This is a genomic window from Streptomyces sp. NPDC037290 (genome assembly GCF_055603245.1).
The window spans coordinates 1,128,492-1,146,925 of sequence record NZ_JBVJVZ010000001.1; the positions used below are offsets into that span (position 1 = coordinate 1,128,492).

Consider the following 18,434-nt stretch of genomic DNA (forward strand, 5'->3'; position numbering starts at 1 on the left):
TCTTACTCAGAAAGCGAGCACTACGACAGCCATGGCTGAGGCTCAGAACATCCCCGTGGGCTCCACCACCGCGGGCCAGATCGCGGTCGCCGCCGAGTCGACCGTCGTCTCGCGCATGAGCGCGCCCCCGTCCTTCGACGTGGCGGACTTCCCGGTCCCGCACGGCCGCGAGGAAGAGTGGCGGTTCACCCCGCTGGAGCGGCTGCGCGGGCTGCACGACGGCACCGCGGTCGCGACCGGCGACGGCGTGAAGGTGGACGTCCAGGCCCCCGAGGGCGTGACCGTCGAGACCGTCGGCCGTGACGACGCCCGCATCGGCCGGGCCGGCACCCCGGTGGACCGGGTCGCCGCCCAGGCGTACTCCGCCTTCGAGCAGGCCGGCGTGGTCACCGTCCCCAAGGAGACGGTGCTCACCGAGCCGATCCGGATCGCCGTGCACGGCGAGGGCGGGACCGCCTACGGCCACCAGGTGATCGAGCTGGGCGCCTTCGCCGAGGCCGTCGTCGTCATCGACCACACCGGTGACGCGGTGCTCGCCGCCAACGTGGACTACGTCCTGGGCGACGGCGCCAAGCTGACCGTCGTCTCCGTCCAGGACTGGGACGACAAGGCCGTCCACGTGGGCCAGCACAACGCGCTGATCGGCCGGGACGCCACCTTCAAGTCGTTCGTGGTCACCTTCGGCGGCGACCTCGTACGCCTGCACCCGCGCGTCGCCTACGCCGGCCCCGGCGGCGAGGCCGAGCTGTTCGGCCTGTACTTCACGGACGCCGGGCAGCACCAGGAGCACCGCCTGCTGGTCACCCACAACACCCCGCACTGCAAGTCGAACGTCGTCTACAAGGGCGCGCTCCAGGGCGACGACGCGCACGCGGTCTGGATCGGTGACGTGCTCATCGAGGCCAAGGCCGAGGGCACCGACACCTACGAGATGAACCGCAACCTGGTCCTCACGGACGGCGCGCGCGTCGACTCGGTGCCGAACCTGGAGATCGAGACCGGCGAGATCGTCGGCGCCGGCCACGCCTCCGCCACCGGCCGCTTCGACGACGAGCAGCTCTTCTACCTGATGGCCCGCGGCATCCCGGAGCACGAGGCCCGCCGTCTGGTGGTCCGCGGCTTCTTCGCCGGGCTGGTCCAGCAGATCGGTGTCGCCGACATCGAGGAGCGCCTGCTCGCCAAGATCGAGCAGGAGCTGGAGGCTTCGGTCGCATGACCTTCGTACGCGCCTGTGGGCTGAGCGAGCTGGAGGAGGACACCCCGAAGCGGGTGGAACTCGACGGCACGCCGGTCTCGGTCGTCCGCACCGAGGGGGAGGTGTTCGCCATCTACGACATCTGCTCCCACGCGAACGTCTCCCTCTCCGAGGGCGAGGTGGAGGACTGCCAGATCGAGTGCTGGCTGCACGGCTCCTCCTTCGACCTGCGCACCGGCAAGCCGTCCGGCCTCCCGGCCACGCGCCCCGTCCCCGTATACCCCGTAAAGATCGAAGGGGACGACGTTCTCGTCTCCCTCACCCAGGAGTCCTGAGGCACCCATGGCAACGCTTGAAATCCGAGACCTGCACGTCACCGTCGAGGCCGACAACGCCACGAAGGAGATCCTCAAGGGCGTCGACCTCACCGTGAAGCAGGGCGAGACGCACGCCATCATGGGCCCCAACGGCTCGGGCAAGTCGACCCTCGCCTACTCCCTCGCGGGTCACCCGAAGTACACGATCACCAGCGGCACCGTGCTGCTCGACGGCGAGGACGTCCTGGAGATGTCCGTCGACGAGCGCGCCCGCGCGGGCCTGTTCCTGGCGATGCAGTACCCGGTCGAGGTCCCCGGCGTCTCGGTCTCCAACTTCCTGCGCACCTCCGCCACCGCCATCCGCGGCGAGGCCCCCAAGCTGCGCACCTGGGTGAAGGAGGTCAAGGAGGCCATGGAGCGCCTCAACATGGACCCGTCCTTCGCCGAGCGCAACGTGAACGAGGGCTTCTCCGGCGGTGAGAAGAAGCGCCACGAGATCCTCCAGCTGGAGCTGCTGAAGCCGAAGGTCGCGATCCTGGACGAGACGGACTCCGGCCTCGACGTCGACGCCCTTCGCATCGTCTCCGAGGGCGTCAACCGCGTCCGCGAGACCGGCGAGGTCGGCACCCTGCTGATCACGCACTACACGCGCATCCTGCGCTACATCAAGCCCGACCACGTTCACGTGTTCGCCGGCGGCCGCATCGTCGAGTCCGGTGGCCCCGAGCTCGCGGACAAGCTGGAGAACGAGGGCTACGAGGCATACGTGAAGGGTGGCGCATCCGCGTGACACAGCTGCCGGGCCTCCTCGACACCGAGGCGATCCGCAAGGACTTCCCCGTTCTGGACCGAGTCGTCCACGACGGCAAGAAGCTCGTGTACCTGGACAACGCGGCGACCTCGCAGAAGCCGCGCCAGGTGCTGGACGCCCTGAGCGAGTACTACGAGCGCTACAACGCCAACGTCCACCGCGGTGTGCATGTGCTCGCCGAGGAGGCCACGGCGCTGTACGAGGGCGCGCGCGACAAGGTCGCCGCGTTCGTCAACGCGCCCAGCCGCGACGAGGTGATCTTCACCAAGAACGCCTCCGAGTCGCTGAACCTCGTGGCGAACATGCTGGGCTGGGCCGACGAGCCCTACCGGGTGGACCACGAGACCGAGATCGTCATCACGGAGATGGAGCACCACTCCAACATCGTGCCGTGGCAGCTGCTCGCGCAGCGCACGGGCGCGAAGCTGAAGTGGTTCGGTCTCACCGACGACGGCCGGCTCGACCTGTCCAACATCGACGAGGTCATCACCGAGAAGACGAAGATCGTCTCCTTCGTGCTGGTGTCGAACATCCTGGGCACCGTCAACCCGGTCGAGGCGATAGTGCGCCGGGCGCAGGAAGTCGGTGCGCTGGTGTGCATCGACGCCTCCCAGGCCGCCCCGCACATGCCGCTGGACGTGCAGGCACTCCAGGCCGACTTCGTGGCCTTCACCGGCCACAAGATGTGCGGCCCGACCGGCATCGGCGTCCTGTGGGGCCGCCAGGAGCTGCTGGAGGACCTGCCCCCGTTCCTGGGCGGCGGCGAGATGATCGAGACCGTCTCGATGCACTCCTCGACCTACGCCCCGGCGCCGCACAAGTTCGAGGCGGGCACGCCCCCGATCGCCCAGGCGGTCGGCCTGGGCGCCGCGATCGACTACCTCCAGTCGATCGGCATGGACAAGATCCTCGCCCACGAGCACGCGCTGACCGAGTACGCGGTCCAGCGACTGCAGAAGGTCCCGGACCTGCGGATCATCGGCCCGACCACGGCCGAGGACCGGGGCGCCGCGATCTCCTTCACCCTCGGCGACATCCACCCGCACGACGTGGGCCAGGTCCTCGACGAGCAGGGCATCGCGGTCCGCGTCGGCCACCACTGCGCGCGGCCCGTCTGCCTTCGCTACGGAATTCCTGCGACCACCCGAGCGTCGTTCTATCTGTACTCCACGCCGGCCGAGATCGACGCACTGGTCGAGGGGCTGGAGCACGTACGGAACTTCTTCGGCTGAGAGGCGTGTCGACACCGTGAAGCTGGACTCGATGTACCAGGAAGTCATCCTGGACCACTACAAGAACCCGCACGGGCGTGGTCTGAGGGATGGCGACGCCGAGGTGCACCACGTGAACCCGACGTGCGGCGACGAGATCACCCTCCGCGTGAAGTACGACGGCACGAAGATCGCGGACGTCTCGTACGAGGGGCAGGGCTGCTCGATCAGCCAGGCCTCCGCCTCCGTACTGAACGAGCTGCTGGTCGGCAAGGACCTGACCGAGGCGCAGAAGATCCAGGAGACGTTCCTGGAGCTGATGCAGTCCAAGGGCCGGATCGAGCCGGACGACGCGATGGAGGACATCCTGGAGGACGCGGTCGCGTTCGCCGGTGTCTCCAAGTACCCCGCGCGGGTCAAGTGCGCCCTCCTGAGCTGGATGGCGTGGAAGGACGCGACGGCCCAGGCGCTGGGTGGCGCCGAAGCCGAAAGGAAGACGGCATGACCGACACCGCTGAGATGAAGCCGGCATCGGAGGAGGAACTCCGCGAGGCCCTGATGGACGTCGTCGACCCCGAGCTGGGCATCGACGTCGTCAACCTCGGCCTGATCTACGGCATCCACATCGACGACTCGAACATCGCGACCGTCGACATGACCCTGACCTCCGCGGCCTGCCCGCTGACGGACGTCATCGAGGACCAGGCCAAGTCCGCCACGGACGGCCTCGTCAACGAACTGCGCATCAACTGGGTCTGGATGCCCCCGTGGGGCCCCGACAAGATCACGGACGACGGGCGCGAGCAGCTGAGGGCGCTCGGGTTCAACGTCTGATACAGAGCCTGCGAAAGGGGCCGTGGCAGCACGCCATGGCCCCTTCTCGCTTCCCGCGCTCGGGGACCCGTGTGTACGGCCGTACACAACGTTGTGTACGCTCGTACACATGGGATACCTGACACTCGCCGGCGCCATAGCCGCCGAGGTCGCCGCGACAACGGCGATGAAGTACAGCGAGGGATTCAGCCGGCTCTGGCCCTCGCTCGTGGTGGCTCTGGGCTACCTCGTCTCCTTCGCGCTGCTCGCCCAGACGCTGAAGACCGTCCAGATCGGCACGGCGTACGCCATCTGGTCCGGGGTGGGCACCGCGGCCATCGCCGTCCTCGGCCTGCTGCTGTTCGGAGAGGGACTGAGCGCCGCCAAGGTGGGCGGGATCCTGCTGATCATCGGCGGCGTGGTCGTGCTGAACCTGGGCGGGGCGAGCCACTGATGCCCCGCCGCTACGACCCCGACCGGCGCCGGCGCCTCATCGACGCGGCGATCCGCGTGGTCGGCAGGGACGGCATCGCCGGTCTGAGCCACCGCTCGGTCGCCGCCGAGGCGGACGTCCCGCTCGGCTCCACGACCTACCACTTCGCCACCCTGGAAGAACTGATGGTGGCCGCGCTGCGGCAGGCGAACGAGAACTTCGCCAGGGTGCTGGCCGAGCGGCTGCCGCAGGACGGCGAGAGCGGCGATCTCGCCGCGGACCTCGCCGGGACCCTGGGCGAGTGGCTGGACGGCGAGCGGACCGGCGTGGAGCTGGAGTACGAGCTGTATCTCGCCGCGCTCCGCCGCCCCGCGCTGCGCCCCGTCGCCGCCGAGTGGACCGAGGACGCGGCGGCGCTGCTGGCCCGGCGCACGGACCCGGTCACGGCCCGCGCCCTGCTCGCGCTGATGGACGGGATCTGCCTCCAGGTGCTGCTGACCGGCGGTTCGTACGACGAGGAGTACGCCCGCGCCGCGCTGGCTCGGCTGATCCCCTGAACCCACGCCCGGCAGGTGAGACGCGGTTCGCCCTGACGACCCCGCTCACGTTAGGTTTTCTCCCATGACCGAGTCTGCTTCCCGTACCACCGGCGCCGTCGCCGCCGGCCTCGCCACCCTCGCCTCCGACGGCACCGTTCTCGACACCTGGTTCCCGGCCCCCGAGCTGGTCGCGGAGCCGGGCCCGGCCGGCACCGAGCGGCTCACCGCCGAGCAGGCGGCCGAGCTGCTGGGCGGTGGCGCGACCGCGGCGATCGGCCCCGACGCCCGCCGGGGCGTCGAGGTGGTCGCGGTCCGCACGGTCATCGCCTCCCTGGACGAGAAGCCGCTCGACGCCCACGACGTCTACCTGCGCCTGCACCTGCTCTCGCACCGCCTGGTCAAGCCGCACGGCCAGAGCCTGGACGGCATCTTCGGCCACCTCGCCAACGTCGCCTGGACCTCGCTCGGCCCGGTCGCCGTGGACGACATCGAGAAGGTGCGGCTGAACGCCCGCGCCGAGGGCCTGCACCTGCAGGTGACCTCGATCGACAAGTTCCCCCGCATGACGGACTACGTCGCCCCCAAGGGCGTGCGGATCGCCGACGCCGACCGGGTCCGCCTCGGCGCGCACCTCGCCGAGGGCACCACGGTGATGCACGAGGGCTTCGTCAACTTCAACGCCGGCACGCTCGGCACGTCGATGGTCGAGGGCCGGATCTCCGCGGGCGTCGTGGTCGGCAACGGCTCGGACATCGGCGGTGGCGCCTCCACCATGGGCACCCTGTCCGGCGGCGGCAATGTGATCATCTCCATCGGCGAGCGCTGCCTGATCGGCGCCGAGGCGGGCGTCGGCATTGCGCTCGGCGACGAGTGCGTGGTCGAGGCCGGCCTCTACATCACCGCGGGCACCCGCATCACCATGCCCGACGGCCAGATCGTCAAGGCCCGCGAGCTGAACGGCGCCTCCAACATCCTCTTCCGCCGCAACTCGGTCAGCGGCAAGGTCGAGGCCCGTCCGAACAACGCGGTCTGGGGCGGCCTGAACGACATCCTGCACAGCCACAACTGACCACCGGCGGCCGTGACCTGCGGCCGCCTATTCGATCAACGTCCTGACCTGCTGCTGAGCTGTCGGCAGTTGTCGACGTCGGTCACCATTGAGCGCCCTTCCACGGCCCCGGGACGGCCCGGGAGGGCGCTTGTGCGTGGCCCCGCTCCAAGAGGTTCGCCCGGCAAAGCGGTCATAAAATCTGCATGAACGGGCGCAAACGGACATGAAACGGAATAAAGTGAGCACTGTGCAGCCAAGGGGTGCATCACCGGGACAGTCCCCATGCCAGGAGAATCTCAATGACCTACGGGACGAAGGCCGCTCCCGAGTCCAACCCCCACGCCAACGCCGCTCTGGCAGCCGACTGTGAGGTGTGCAACGGCTGGGGAAGCGTGATCACTTCCCAGCGGCAGCACGAACTGTGCCAAGCCTGCCAGTCCCCCACGGAACGCGAGTGCCACGACAGTAGCTGATTGCAGGGCCGGCCTCCGGTTGGTGCTGGAGGCCAGTTTGCTGTGGGGTGGTCGGTGGGGTGCCGGGTGTGGGGCGGCTCAGCCGAGGGTGTTCAGCATTGCCGCCTCGACGTGGTTGGCGGCGTTGCGGTGGCCGAGGGCGTTGGGGTGGACGAAGGAGAGCTGGTCGGGGGGCGTGAGGAAGCCTTCCACCCACTTGCCGGCGTCGCAGACGCTGTGGTTCCGGGAGGAGTCGTAGAGGTCGACGAAGCTGGCGGCTTGCTGGGTGCCGGTGGACTTCTCGATGGTCTTGTTGAGGGGTTCCAGGACGTCCTCGCGCAGCCAGTCCAGATCGCCGCGGGTGATCGAGCCGAACTGCGTCGGGTCGTTGTAGCGGCACTTGGACGTGTCGTTGGGGACGATGGTGGGGTAGCCGACGGTCAGGATCTTGGCGTGCGGGGCGCGCTGGTGGAGCACGGTGAGCATCCGGTCGTACTCCCGGCTCACCTTGTTCAGCCGGGCCGGGATGGAGGCGGCCAGGGCGTCCTTGCACGGGGTACCCACGCCACCGCTTTCCTCGCCCAGCTTGGGACACTGCATGAGGATGTCGCCGAAGCCGAGGGTGTTGCCGCCGACGCCGACGGTGATCACGTCGGTGCCGGGGCCCACCGCCGCGGACTGGGGAGGCACCGCGGGGAACGGGTAGTCCGGGTCCTCGGGGAAGGGGGGTGGCAGGTGACGGCCGATCGGCTCCTGGGCTTCGTCGGTGACGTTCTCGATGGTGGCGGCCCCGCAGCTGACGTTGGTCAGGTCGAAGAGTGAGCCGAGGTCACGGTCGATGACCTGCGGGTAGGACTGGTCGGTGCGCTCGCAGCCATCGCGCGGAACCTCGAAGACATCGCCCGCGGCCGGGATGACCCCGGCGGTGTAGGAGTCACCCAGGGCGACCCACTGGTAGTCCGCCGCGGCGGCGGGTTGCGCCCCGGCGAACTGCGCGGGGACGAGAGCGCCTGCGGCGAGAGCTGCGGCCGAGCCGAGCAGGGCCAGACGAGTGCGGAAGCGTGCCACGAATCCTCCAGGGATACGGGTTTTGGCGTCGCTTTGACCATATGGAGACCATCACTAAACACACTAGATCCAATACGGACAGTCATAATGGGGCTGAGGGGTGCGTCTCTGTGGGTGACTGGGACTCGGTGTCCCGACTACTCGCGCCCTACTGGCGACCGCTCTGGTGCGGTACTTGCGCAGCGCAGGGAAGGTTCTTGATCGACTGCAGGATCCCGGCCGACCACACGTCCCCTCGGTGGCTGTCTTGTTCTCGATCACCGGCAAGCTCAACCTCCTGCCGTTCAGGACCTGGTCTGAGGGCCGAGGGATGACTGCGCGGATCCCGCGTCGGCGGAGATGGCTTCGGATCGCGCGGGACGCCAATGGCCGTGCACGGTCGTCGCTGACGAGGTGGACTTTCGTGCTCAGGCCGCCGCGCGAGCGTCCCAGCGCGTGGTCCCCGGGTTCGGCCCCGACCTGGCGCCCCTTTTTCCTGGCTCCCGCGGCGTGCTGGTGGGCGGTCCCTAAGCGAATGGGGCCCCGCGGCTTCCGGGTCGGCCGGCATCCCGCTACGACCCCGATGACGTTCGCGCCTGGGTTCAAGCACGCATGGAACCACCGAGCGCCCTCCCACGGCCCGGGAGGGCGCTCTTGTGTCCGGTGTCGTTGGATCCCGGCCGCCGCGGTGTCAGCGTTTCACGGCCACCTTGAAGAGGACGACGATCAGGCCGAGTGCCAGGTTGACCGCCGCAGCGGTCACCACCGCGCGGCCCGTGGCCCCCGCGCTGTGGGCGGCGGCCGTGGACCAGCCGACATGACCGGCCAGTGCTACGCCCAGGGCAAGCCACACCGCCCCGCTCGGGCCGATGCCCAGCAGGGGCGTGACGGCAACGGCCGCGGCCGGTGGGACGGTCGCCGTGAAGATGGGCCACTCGGCCACACACGCTCGCCGGACCTCCTTCGCGCTCATGGGCACGTACTTGATCCGCGCATCGAACAGCCGGGCGTACACGTGGGTCGCCCAGAACACCATCCCGGTGCACAGCAGCAGGAGAACGAGTTCCAGCCGGGGGAAGGAGCCGAGCGAGCCGGCCCCGACCACCACCGAGGCCGCGAGCAGCGAGCCGTACACGGCACCCGCGTAGTCACGCCGCTCGACAGCGTCCGCGTCAGGTGAGGGCGCGCCCCGTGCAGCCGGCCCGTCTTCCATGCTTCCAGTGTGGTCACAACCGGTGGAGGGCGCTCGGTCATGGTCTCGACGCCGCCGCGAACCGACGCAGGGCCGCGAAGTCGGGCTCGCGCAGGCCGAGTCGCGGGTTCACGTGCCGGAGCAGGGCGGGGCCCGGGTGGCGGGCCCGGACGTACCGGCTGTCCGCCGGGCTCTGCTCGTCGTCCACCCAGGCGAACGGGCGGCCCCCGGCGTACTCGACGATCGCCTCCGTCTTCCAGTGGACGCCGTCGGCACGCTCCGCGAACAGGCCCCTGCCGAAGTCGACGTACGGTAGCTCGGGCAGCCCGACGACCGGGGCGATCCAGACGTTGGCCTCGGCCATCCAGCTCGTCGCCCAGCACAGGTCGTAGCCGAGCCGGAGCAGGGCCGGGCCGTGGTCCGGGTTCAGCCACACCCGCAGGGGGCGGCGGGTGTCCAGGGGCACCCGGATCGTCGTATAGCCCTCGGGCCGGCGTTCCGGCTGGGCCGCGTACGGGTTGAGGGGGCCGTCGACGTCCAGGAACAGCAGCGGGCGGATCACGGGGACACCGTACGGCAGGGGAGGCGGCGGGCCGGCGGAATCTTCTTCCGCAGGGAGGCTTGGCGGGCGGCCGGTCCGCGCGCCAGGAGGAGTGCGGGGCCCGGACACCGAGGGGCCCGGGGGAAGGGACGGTGACGATGGATGCCGAGGCGCAGGAGAGGTCTCGACAGTTCGTGGCCGGCGGATCCTCGGCCCTGTTGAAGACGGCCGTCCTGCTGACCGGCGGCGACCGCCACGCCGCCGATCACCAAGGTGCGCGGAGGCCGCCTGCTCGCCTGGGGGCGGGTGACCAGCCCGGAGGAGGAGTACCGGCCCCGGCTCGTGCTGGTCACGGTCGGCAGGGACGAGGTCCTGCCGCTCAGCGGGGTCCGCAAGCCCTCCGAGCCCACGACGTGGTCGAGTCCCGGGAGCCCGTCTTCGCCCGCCGCTGATCAGCCCGCGGCGAGCGCCTCGTACCGCGCCAGCAGCCCGTCGGCCGCCTCCCGGCCGGCGGGTCGCAGCGGTGCGCGCACCGGACCGGCGGGCAGGCCGAGGCGGGCCAGGAGGGCCTTGGCGGTGACCGTTCCCGGCAGGCCCGCGCCCATCATCGCCTCGATCAACGGGACGGCCCGCAACTGGAGTTCGGTGGCTCGCGCGGTGTCACCCGTGTCGAAGGCGTCGAGAATCGCGGCGATGTGGCCGGGGACGGCGCCCGCGACCGTGCTGACGCAGCCTGCGGCGCCGACCGCGTACAGCGCGAGCACGTGCTCGTCGCAGCCCGCGTAGTACGCCAGATCCGTGTGCGCCAGCACCTTCTGGGTGCCGAGGAAGTCGTGGGAGCAGTCCTTGACGGCGACGATCCGCGGGTGCGCGGCCAGGCGGATCATCGTCTCCGGCTCGATCCGGGTGCCGGTGCGGCCAGGGATGTCGTACAGCATCACCGGCAGGTCGCTCGCGTCGGCGACCTCGCGGAAGTGCGCCTCCAGCGCGTCCTGCGGGGGCCTGCTGTAGTACGGCGTCACCACGAGCGCACTGTCGGCGCCCGCCGCCCCGGCCGCGCGGGTCAGCTCGATGGTGTGCCGGGTGTCGGCGGTGCCCACGCCCGCGACCAGGGGCACCCGGCCGCCGACCGCTTCCCGGACGGCCGCGATCAGCTCCGCCTTCTCGGTGTCCGAGGTGGTGGGGGACTCGCCGGTCGTGCCGTTCAGCACCAGGCCGTCGCAGCCCTCGGCCACCAGCCGTACGGCCAGCTTCCGGGCCCCGTCCAGGTCGAGCGCGCCCGTCTCGGTGAACGGCGTGATCATCGCGCAGAGGGTGCGGCCGAAGGGGCGGGGCTTGGTGCGTGTGGTTGCCATGGGAGTAGTCTCGGCAGCCCCATGGTGAAGCTCTACTTAATTCTTCTACGAGGTATTGATAAGCAACTCTGATAGGTGGGGGGTGGTGGTCTTCGACCTGGTGTCCAACTCGGCCCTTCATGGGTCACTATGGCCGGAGGGTCACCGACGTCGTCAGTCATGGGAGGCACCATGAAGCTCGGCAAGGCACTGGCCACCGGAGTCGCCGAGGAGCGGTCGCTCGTCCAGGAAGAGGTCGTCCCGGAAGGGCCCGTCCCGGAAGAGCTCGCCCGGGAAGAACTGGTCACCGAAGGGCCCGTCCGCGGCGAGGGTCTGGCGCCCGGGGAGATCGGCCACGTCGGACCGGCCGGGCCGGCCCGCGAAGAGGTCACGGCCGCCCGATGAGACTGCGGCTCCCGGCGGAACGCCCGACGGAGCCGCCGACCGGATACAAGATCGCCCACCCGGTGCTGTCCCAGGACGGCACCCGGGCCGGGTTCACCGGAGTGTCGCTCGGCGGCGCGCTGCCGTACGGCGTGCTCGACGACGCCTCCTGCGTCTACGGCCGGCGGCACCGCCCGCCCGCGCGCCTGTGCGACTGCGGTTTTCACTGCGTCCATGAACGCGCGGCCGCCGAGGCCATGCTGTGCACCGCCGAGCACCGGACCGCACTGCTGCTGGAGGTGTCCGTGCTCGGCGCCTACATCCGCTTCGAGCGCGGTTTCCGCTATGCCCGGCAGCGGGTGCGCACGGCGACCGCGGGACCGTGCGCCTGCGGTGCCACCGCCGTCGCGTTCGCCGACGCCGGCTGGGGCAGGCCCGGCTGGCTCGGCCTCGTCCCCGTCTGTGCCGGCTGTGTGCGCGGCCGCACGTCCGTCTCGCTCGCCGGCTTCGCGCGGCTGGCCGGGGAGCGGCTGCGGGTGGGGGCTCGGGGCGGTGGTACGGGATTTCCGTCCACCGAGTCGGTGGACGGGGCGGGACCGGGTGTGCCTGAACTCGCCGCCGAGGCCGCGCTGTTGCAGGCTCGCCTCGACTGGTTCCAGAGCCAACTCGCACGTCTGGGCGAGCGTGGTGGCGGGGGCGCCGGGCAGGGCTAAGGGGCTTTCGTCCGGGTACCCGAGCCTTCAGCGGCTCGTGCGGGGCGCGGCGGGGACGCCTGCGGCGGCCCGTGCGGGTGCGCCGTGGCTTGGGTCGCGCCTACGGTGGTCTGTGAGTCGGTGCCGCGCCGGGTGGTGCCCGTCCTCGGTCCGGCGAACTGTTCGTCGCCTTGTGCACGCAGTCTTCGCCGGCCGCTGCGGGCGGGCAGCATCCGGCACGTCCCCTTCCTGCCGTGCGCGGCCTCAGGAGGCAACATGCTCATCGCTACAACGGCGAAGGTGCCTCGGTGCACCGGTGGTCCGAGGCGGAGAAGGCTGAGCCGGGCGGCGCGCCCCGCCGCACCGTGCCGGGCCTCGAAGAGGGGCTCGGCAGCGTCGGACGGACGTTGACGTGATCATGGAAAGGGCACACCGATGACGCACAGGATTCGGCACGGCTCGGGCGCCAAGGGCCCCGACGAGCTGCGGCAGCAGATCGAGCAGACCAGGCACCAACTCGGGCACGCCGTGGCCCAGTTGGTCGAGAAGGCCGATGTCAAGGGGCGGGCCCGGGTGCGGGCCGCCGACCTGAAGGACAAGGCCGGCGCCATGACCGTACAACTGCGTGCGAGCGCCGCCCAGGCCGGCCATGACATGCAGGGCAAGGCCGCCAAGGCGGGGCACGCCGTGCAGGGCAGGGCCGCTCAAGCGGGGCACGCGGTGCAGGGCAGGGCCGCTCAAGCGGGGCACGCGGTGCAGGGCAGGGCGGCCAGTGCCGGGCACGCCGTGCAGGGGCGGGCCGGGCGTGCGGGGCATGCCGTGCAGGGCGCCGTTCCGCAGCCGATGCGCGGCGCGCTGCGCACGGGCATGCGGCACCCGGGTCCGATCATCGCCGTGGGCGTGCTGGGCGCCGCCGCGGTGACCGCCGGTATCGCCTGGCGCAGGATGCATCACCACTGACGCGGCCTCGCCCCAGGGTCCACCCTCTCACCGACAACTGTGTCCGCCTGGACAAAAAAAGTTTTCGGTGGGAGGGTGGACGCATGCTGGACGTGACCGTGATCGAGGACCCCGAGGCGGCGGCGGTGTCGCTGGACCCCGTGCGGGCCCGGCTGCTCGCCGAGCTGGCCGCCGGACCCGCGTCGGCGGCGATGCTCGCCGGCAAGGTCGGACTGCCCCGGCAGAAGGTGAACTACCACCTCAAGACGCTGGAGCGGCACGGCCTGGTCGAGCTCGCCGGAGAGCGCCGCAAGGGCAACGTCACCGAGCGGCTGATGCGCGCGACCGCCGCGTCGTACGTCATCTCGCCGGCCGCGCTGCCCGCCGTGCAGCCGGACCCGGACCGCTTCCGCGATCAGCTTTCCGCGCGCTGGCTGCTCGCGCTCGGCGCCCGCCTGGTGCGGGACGTCGGCGCGTTGATCACCGGGGCCGCGAGAGCCAGGAAGCAGCTGGCGACCTACGCCCTGGACGGGCAGGTCCGCTTCGCCTCCGCCGCCGACCGCGCTGCCTTCGTGCAGGAGCTGACGGCGGGCGTGAGCGCGCTGATCCGCAGGTACGACGCCCCCGACGCCGAGGACGGCCGCGACCACCGGATCGTCGTCGCCCTCCACCCCGCGGTCAAGGACCAGCCGCCCGCCGAAAGCTGAGCAGGAGCCCCGCCATGTCCAAGGAATTCGAGATCGTCCGCGAGTTCGAGGTCGATGTCCCGCCCGAGAAGGTGTGGGAGGCCGTCACCACCGGTACCGGTGGCTATCTGTGGCCCATGGACCCGCCCGAGCCGCGGGAGGGCGGTCAGGGGCCCTTCGGGTCGACGGTCACCGCCTGGGATCCGCCCCGCCGCTACACCAACCGCAGCGAGGACGTCGGCTTCCCGACGCAGTCCGTCAACCAGCTCGACTACACCATCGAGCCCCGCGACGAGGGCCGCCGCGCCTGGGTGCGCTATGTGCACAGCGGCATCTTCACCGACGACTGGAACAACCAGTACGACGGCGCGAGCAAGCACACGAACTTCTATCTGCACACCCTGTGCGAGTACCTCACGCACTTCGCACCCCGGCCGGTCACCTTCGCCCAGCTGAACGGGCCCGCCGGCTCGGCGACCCCGCGGGCGCTCGCCGCCGTCGGCCACGCCCTCGGCCTGGCCGACGACGCGGCCGCCGGCACCAGGACCGGCGTCCGGGGACCCGGCGGGCGGACCCTGGACGCCGTGCTCGACTACCGGAACCCGTACTTCATCGGGCTGCGCACCGACAACGCGCTCATCCGCTTCTTCGGGCGCGGCCACTGGGGCGCCCCGCTCGGCATCAGCGTGCACGACTTCGCGCCGGACGCCGACGCCCAGGCGAACGAGGCCGCCTGGCAGGACTGGCTGAACGGCGTGTTCAGCCAGTCCTGAGCCGGACGACGATCACGGCCGCAAGCGCAGCACCTGCGGGTCGTGGTCGCTGATCTGGTCGTGGAACTCCGAGTTGACGTGCACGCTGTCGTACTCGAAGTCGCAGCCGCGCCGGATCGCCGGGCTGATCAGGATCTGGTCGAGGACCTGCTCGTTGCCCTGGTAGTCGTAGGTGTAACGCTCGCTCCTCGGCAGCGACTTGATCGCCGACCACAGCTCGCCGTCACCCTCGAGGATCTTCGCGGTCTCGGAGAACTCGAAGTCGTTCATGTCACCGAGCGCGATGACGTTCGCGTTCTTCTGGACGTCCAGGATGCTCTTGACGAACGCGTTCACCTCGGTCGCCTGGGCATGGCGCTGGATCTCCGAGCTGCGCACCGGCGGCTGGTACTGCGAGGCCAGACCCTGGTCGCCGCCCTTGGAGTTGAGGTGGTTGGCGATCACGAACACCGTCTTGCCGCGGAAGACGAACTCACCGGCCAGCGGCTTGCGGCTGTTGGTCCAGGCCGCGTTCGCCGGGTCGATCCGGCCCGGGGAGGCCGTCAGCTCGGCCTTGCCGTTCACCTTCGTGACACCGACCGCCGTGGTGGAGTCGCCGCCCGCGCGGTCCACGAAGGACACCCGCTCGGGGTTGAAGAGGAACACCTGGCGGATGTTGCCGCCCGGCTCGCCACCGTCCTGGTCGTTGACCGGGTTGATCGAACGCCATGCGTACTTCGGGCCGCCCGCCGCGACGATCGCGTCGATCAGCTTGTTCACGGTCCCGCTCGCGTCGACCGTGCCGTCGTCCTTGGCGCCGTTGTCGTCCTGGATCTCCTCCAGGGACACGATGTCCGGCGACTGCAGGTTGTTCACGATCGCGGCGGCGTGCTTGTCGAAGGTGGCGTCCGACGGGTCGAGGTTCTCGACGTTGTAGGTCGCGACCGCCAGCTCGCGGCTCGACTGCTTGCGCGTCGTCTCGCGCTCCAGGCCGCCGCTCTCGAGCGTGCCGAGCTTGCTCGCGACCAGGGTGTAGCCGCCGAACTGGTTGAAGTCCAGCGGGCCGGTGGTGGTGCCCTCCAGGGTGTCGCCGACGTCGGCCTTCGGGAAGTCGGCGGTGGCACCCAGCGACTGGATCTGCAGCCGGCCGGTGTTCTGCGAGTCGTAGGAGCCGTAGACCGTGCCGCCGCGGCGGTTGCGGTGCTCCCACGGCTTCACGGTGACCCACAGCTCGCTGTAGGGGTCGGTGGCGGTGACCACGCGGGTGTCGGCCACCTGGACGTTCATGCCCTCCAGGGACTCGTAGTAGTCCAGGGCGTACGTCGACGGGTCCAGGGTGAGGCCGCCCACCGAGCCGCTCGCGGCGGTGTCGCCGGCGGGGGCGTACTCGTCCGGGACGGAGTCCTCGTCGATGACGACCGGCGCCGGGACCGCGTTGCCGCTGGAGACGGTGGTGACCGCCGGCTTGGTGATCTCCGTGACCGACTGGTTGCCCGAGGAGGTGCCGCCCGGGACGTACTCGGAGACCGTGCCGGTCACCGTGACCGAGTCGCCCACCGCGACCTTCGGCGTGGAGCTGGTGAAGACGAACACGCCCTCGCTGGTGGCCGGATCGTCGTCCGGGTTCGGGTCCTGGAGCCAGAAGCCTCTGGACGAGCCGTACGTACGCGTGGCCGTGACGATGCCGGGCACGTCCGTCACCTTCTGCCCGGCGAACGGGGACGTCCGGGTCGTGCCCTGGATGTCGTGGATGCGCACCGTGTCGGCGTGCGCGGGGGAGGTGAGGACGACGGCGGACGCCGCGCTGCAGACGGCGGCGACGGTGAGCGCGGCGAGGCGCGCGGAAGACCTGCTCGGCAAGGGTTCCCTCCGGGGACATACGTGAACGCCGGGACGAGGGTGGAACGGGAGCGTGTGGGGGTCGTAGCCCTCCGTGACACGCGTAGAGCCGAGTGAACAGTTGTCCCCCGAACTTCTACGCGCGTCAATCTCCTGCCTGGCGTGGGGAGTTGTCAAGGTTTCGGCCATGTACGGCCGTTGACGGGGAGATGAACCGGGCGGCATGGGGCGAAATCCGTCTAGGCTGAGCGGCTGAGCCCGTTCACGGTCCGAGGAGAACCAGCCGATGTCAGACAGCTCCCCCCTGCCGCCCGTACGGCTGCACCCCGAAGCGGAGCTGGCACGCGCCGCGCTGTCCACGCCGTTGCTCTCCCGCGCCGCCCGCCTCGCCCGCTGGGCCGGACCCGACACCCGCGTGGACGCCGGTGGCGGACTGGCCGAGGAGCAGCTTCCGGCCGCCGCCGAACTGCTCGGACTGAGCGGCGACGACGCCGCCGCGTACGCCAGTGAGGCCTGGCGGGCCGCCGTGGACGCCGGACTGGTCGAGATCGTGGACGAGGAGGCCGGGACCGTCCGGCCCGGCGAGGAGCTGAAGCTGCTCACCGGTGGCTCCCCGGCCGATGTGCTCGCCGTGTGGCTCGCCGCGCTGGAGACCGTCATCGCCGACGCGAGCGTGCCCGATCTGGATGACCTGGTCGACGCCCTGGACGAGGGCGGCGCGATCGATTTCTCGTCACTCGACTGGGATCCGCAGGCCGAGGCGGACTTCCTCGACGGCGTCCTCGGCAACCTCTATCTGCTGACGGTGAGTGAGGACGGTCCCGGGGGCGGCCCGGTGCCGCTGCCCGCCCTGGCCGCCTCGATGCTCGTCCCCGACGACATGGGCGAGCCCACCAACGACGTCCTGGAGCAGGTCTCCGACGCGATGATGCGGCTCGACGGCCAGTTCCGCACCCTGGAGCCGACCGGGCTCGTGGAGTACCAGCCGGTGGACGAGGCCCTCATGGCCGACGCCGATGAGGAGCCCGCGGCGCCGGTGGACGACACCGACGTCTCCCGCTACGGCATGGTCCGGCTCACCCCGCTCGGTGTGTACGGGCTGCGGGCACGGCTGCTGGAGGCCGGCTTCCAGGCCCCAGCCGTAGGTGAACTCGCCGACAAGGGTGCGGACGCGTTGCTCGACGGTACGGCGGGGTTCGGTCAGGCGGCCGCCCGCGCCGAGATCGAGCAGTGGCTGACGCGGCGTGAAGCCCTGGCGGCCGCACGGGAGTTGCTGGCCGCGGCGCGGGGCGCGGACGCGGGTGCGCCGCTGCGCAGGCTGCGCTGTCAGCAGGCGCTGTCTCTGGTGGGCGCGGAGGCGGAGCCGGCGCTCCGGGAGGTGCTGGACGACCCCGAACTGGGCGGCCTGGCGCGGGTGTGGCTCAGCGAACGGGGCGCCGCCGGGGTGCCGGCGCCGTCCGAGGAACTGGTGTTCTGGCTGACCATCGACACGGTCGCCGCGCAGCTTCAGGCCGAGGGGAACTCCGAGGAGCTCCAGGCGCTGGTGGAAGGGCTGGCGGCGCAGCATAGCGGGTTCTTCTCGGCGGCCTGGCGGGTGGAGCATCCGGCCACCGCCGATGTGCTGGAGGCGATGGGGCGGCTGCACCCGGACAAGAAGGTGGCGAAGGAGGCGCGGAAGGCCGCGTTCAAGGCGCGGTCGCAGCACGGGGGTTGAGCATGTGCGGAGAGCCCCGTCCAGCACGACGGCCAGGTCTGGTTCTACGACCCGAGTCGCCGCACGCTGACGCTCAAGGTGCTGTTCGGCGTGAACCCGGAACCGGGCAAGGACGGCGCCTTCGACGGCCCGGACAACATCACCGTCTCCCCGTACGGCGGCCTGGTCATCGCCGAGGACGGCGAAGGTGTCCAGCACCTGTTCGGCGCCACCGACAGCGGCCGCACCTACCCGATCGCCCGCAACGAGCTGAACATCGGCACCGCGGACGCCCTGGAATACAGCGAGTTCACCGGCGTCACCTTCTCGCCCGACGGCACGACCCTGTTCGCCAACATCCAGACGCCGGGCGTCATGCTGGCGATCACGGGCCCGTGGAAGCGGCAGAAGCGTGGCTGAGAATCCGCCCGCGCATCAATCCATGCGCTCGTCCCGCGGCCACCCTCCTCGAAACGGCCCGCGCCAGCCGCCGGCCGTGGCAGGCCTGAGCGC

At 70.7% G+C, this 18,434-nt stretch carries 20 protein-coding genes and 3 pseudogenes; 17 read left to right on the forward strand and 6 right to left on the reverse strand.

The window, feature by feature from the left end; all coding sequences use genetic code 11:
- The first annotated feature begins 31 nt into the window (after window positions 1–31).
- From sufD to dapD, 9 genes are all read left to right on the forward strand, one after another.
- Complete coding sequence (gene sufD / locus ACZ7HQ_RS05150) at window positions 32–1,216, forward strand: Fe-S cluster assembly protein SufD (protein WP_470984807.1); 1,185 nt, start codon at window positions 32–34, stop codon at window positions 1,214–1,216.
- On the forward strand, window positions 1,213–1,530 hold the full coding sequence (locus ACZ7HQ_RS05155; RefSeq protein WP_470984809.1) for a non-heme iron oxygenase ferredoxin subunit: 318 nt from the start codon (window positions 1,213–1,215) through the stop codon (window positions 1,528–1,530). Before sufD ends, ACZ7HQ_RS05155 begins: the two co-directional genes overlap by 4 nt.
- A gap of 7 nt (window positions 1,531–1,537) precedes the next feature.
- The gene (gene sufC, locus ACZ7HQ_RS05160) at window positions 1,538–2,302 is read left to right on the forward strand and encodes a Fe-S cluster assembly ATPase SufC (protein ID WP_073892537.1); all 765 of its coding nucleotides are present in this window, start codon (window positions 1,538–1,540) and stop codon (window positions 2,300–2,302) included.
- Window positions 2,299–3,555 (forward strand): cysteine desulfurase, encoded by a 1,257-nt coding sequence (locus tag ACZ7HQ_RS05165; RefSeq protein ID WP_470984812.1) that lies wholly within the window; start codon window positions 2,299–2,301, stop codon window positions 3,553–3,555. The genes sufC and ACZ7HQ_RS05165 overlap by 4 nt, the downstream gene beginning before the upstream one ends.
- 16 nt (window positions 3,556–3,571) lie before the next feature.
- Window positions 3,572–4,039 (forward strand): Fe-S cluster assembly sulfur transfer protein SufU, encoded by a 468-nt coding sequence (sufU, locus tag ACZ7HQ_RS05170; protein ID WP_470984815.1) that lies wholly within the window; start codon window positions 3,572–3,574, stop codon window positions 4,037–4,039.
- On the forward strand, window positions 4,036–4,368 hold the full coding sequence (locus tag ACZ7HQ_RS05175) for a metal-sulfur cluster assembly factor (RefSeq protein WP_030792219.1): 333 nt from the start codon (window positions 4,036–4,038) through the stop codon (window positions 4,366–4,368). The genes sufU and ACZ7HQ_RS05175 overlap by 4 nt, the downstream gene beginning before the upstream one ends.
- Window positions 4,369–4,477: 109 nt before the next feature.
- Window positions 4,478–4,801, forward strand: a complete 324-nt coding sequence (locus ACZ7HQ_RS05180; protein ID WP_470984818.1) for a DMT family transporter — start codon at window positions 4,478–4,480, stop codon at window positions 4,799–4,801.
- Window positions 4,801–5,337: a TetR/AcrR family transcriptional regulator gene (locus tag ACZ7HQ_RS05185; RefSeq protein WP_470984820.1), complete on the forward strand. Its 537-nt coding sequence runs from the start codon at window positions 4,801–4,803 to the stop codon at window positions 5,335–5,337. The genes ACZ7HQ_RS05180 and ACZ7HQ_RS05185 overlap by 1 nt, the downstream gene beginning before the upstream one ends.
- Window positions 5,338–5,401: 64 nt before the next feature.
- A complete protein-coding gene (gene dapD, locus ACZ7HQ_RS05190; RefSeq protein ID WP_470984823.1) occupies window positions 5,402–6,388 on the forward strand; it encodes a 2,3,4,5-tetrahydropyridine-2,6-dicarboxylate N-succinyltransferase in 987 nt (328 codons plus the stop codon).
- A gap of 533 nt (window positions 6,389–6,921) precedes the next feature.
- Here dapD and ACZ7HQ_RS05195 read toward each other — a convergent pair.
- The 4 genes and pseudogenes from ACZ7HQ_RS05195 to ACZ7HQ_RS05210 form a co-directional block, all read right to left on the reverse strand.
- Entirely contained in the window at window positions 6,922–7,890 is a 969-nt protein-coding gene (locus tag ACZ7HQ_RS05195; protein WP_470984826.1) for an SGNH/GDSL hydrolase family protein, read from the reverse strand.
- A 390-nt stretch (window positions 7,891–8,280) separates the two neighbouring features.
- Window positions 8,281–8,391, reverse strand: a pseudogene (locus ACZ7HQ_RS05200) (IS5/IS1182 family transposase); the annotation flags it as partial.
- A 169-nt stretch (window positions 8,392–8,560) separates the two neighbouring features.
- The gene (locus ACZ7HQ_RS05205; RefSeq protein WP_470984829.1) at window positions 8,561–9,082 is read right to left on the reverse strand and encodes a hypothetical protein; all 522 of its coding nucleotides are present in this window, start codon (window positions 9,080–9,082) and stop codon (window positions 8,561–8,563) included.
- A gap of 37 nt (window positions 9,083–9,119) precedes the next feature.
- Window positions 9,120–9,623 carry an HAD domain-containing protein gene (locus tag ACZ7HQ_RS05210; protein WP_470984832.1) on the reverse strand — a complete coding sequence of 168 codons (504 nt, stop codon included), beginning with the start codon at window positions 9,621–9,623 and terminating at the stop codon, window positions 9,120–9,122.
- A 137-nt stretch (window positions 9,624–9,760) separates the two neighbouring features.
- Here ACZ7HQ_RS05210 and ACZ7HQ_RS05215 point away from each other — a divergent pair.
- Window positions 9,761–9,868, forward strand: a pseudogene (locus ACZ7HQ_RS05215) (SigE family RNA polymerase sigma factor); the annotation flags it as partial.
- A 186-nt stretch (window positions 9,869–10,054) separates the two neighbouring features.
- Here the strand turns inward: ACZ7HQ_RS05215 and dapA are convergent.
- Window positions 10,055–10,957 (reverse strand): 4-hydroxy-tetrahydrodipicolinate synthase, encoded by a 903-nt coding sequence (dapA, locus tag ACZ7HQ_RS05220; protein ID WP_470984835.1) that lies wholly within the window; start codon window positions 10,955–10,957, stop codon window positions 10,055–10,057.
- 171 nt (window positions 10,958–11,128) lie between these two features.
- Here dapA and ACZ7HQ_RS05225 point away from each other — a divergent pair, with 171 nt between their 5' ends.
- The 5 genes from ACZ7HQ_RS05225 (at window position 11,129) to ACZ7HQ_RS05245 (ending at window position 14,410) form a co-directional block, all read left to right on the forward strand.
- Window positions 11,129–11,341, forward strand: coding sequence for a hypothetical protein (locus ACZ7HQ_RS05225; protein ID WP_470984837.1), 213 nt, complete (start codon window positions 11,129–11,131; stop codon window positions 11,339–11,341).
- On the forward strand, window positions 11,338–12,033 hold the full coding sequence (locus ACZ7HQ_RS05230) for a hypothetical protein (protein WP_470984840.1): 696 nt from the start codon (window positions 11,338–11,340) through the stop codon (window positions 12,031–12,033). Before ACZ7HQ_RS05225 ends, ACZ7HQ_RS05230 begins: the two co-directional genes overlap by 4 nt.
- A gap of 414 nt (window positions 12,034–12,447) precedes the next feature.
- Window positions 12,448–12,972, forward strand: a complete 525-nt coding sequence (locus ACZ7HQ_RS05235) for a DUF3618 domain-containing protein (RefSeq protein ID WP_470984842.1) — start codon at window positions 12,448–12,450, stop codon at window positions 12,970–12,972.
- Between the two features lie 83 nt (window positions 12,973–13,055).
- Window positions 13,056–13,658, forward strand: a complete 603-nt coding sequence (locus ACZ7HQ_RS05240; RefSeq protein ID WP_470984845.1) for an ArsR/SmtB family transcription factor — start codon at window positions 13,056–13,058, stop codon at window positions 13,656–13,658.
- A gap of 14 nt (window positions 13,659–13,672) precedes the next feature.
- A complete protein-coding gene (locus ACZ7HQ_RS05245; RefSeq protein ID WP_470984847.1) occupies window positions 13,673–14,410 on the forward strand; it encodes an SRPBCC family protein in 738 nt (245 codons plus the stop codon).
- A gap of 12 nt (window positions 14,411–14,422) precedes the next feature.
- Here the strand turns inward: ACZ7HQ_RS05245 and ACZ7HQ_RS05250 are convergent, their stop codons facing one another.
- A complete protein-coding gene (locus ACZ7HQ_RS05250) occupies window positions 14,423–16,249 on the reverse strand; it encodes an endonuclease/exonuclease/phosphatase family protein (RefSeq protein WP_470984848.1) in 1,827 nt (608 codons plus the stop codon).
- 265 nt (window positions 16,250–16,514) lie between these two features.
- Between ACZ7HQ_RS05250 and ACZ7HQ_RS05255 the strand changes: the two genes are divergently transcribed.
- Window positions 16,515–17,942, forward strand: a complete 1,428-nt coding sequence (locus tag ACZ7HQ_RS05255) for a hypothetical protein (RefSeq protein WP_470984851.1) — start codon at window positions 16,515–16,517, stop codon at window positions 17,940–17,942.
- Between the two features lie 9 nt (window positions 17,943–17,951).
- Window positions 17,952–18,341, forward strand: a pseudogene (locus tag ACZ7HQ_RS05260) (alkaline phosphatase PhoX); the annotation flags it as partial.
- Window positions 18,342–18,434: the final 93 nt, after the last annotated feature.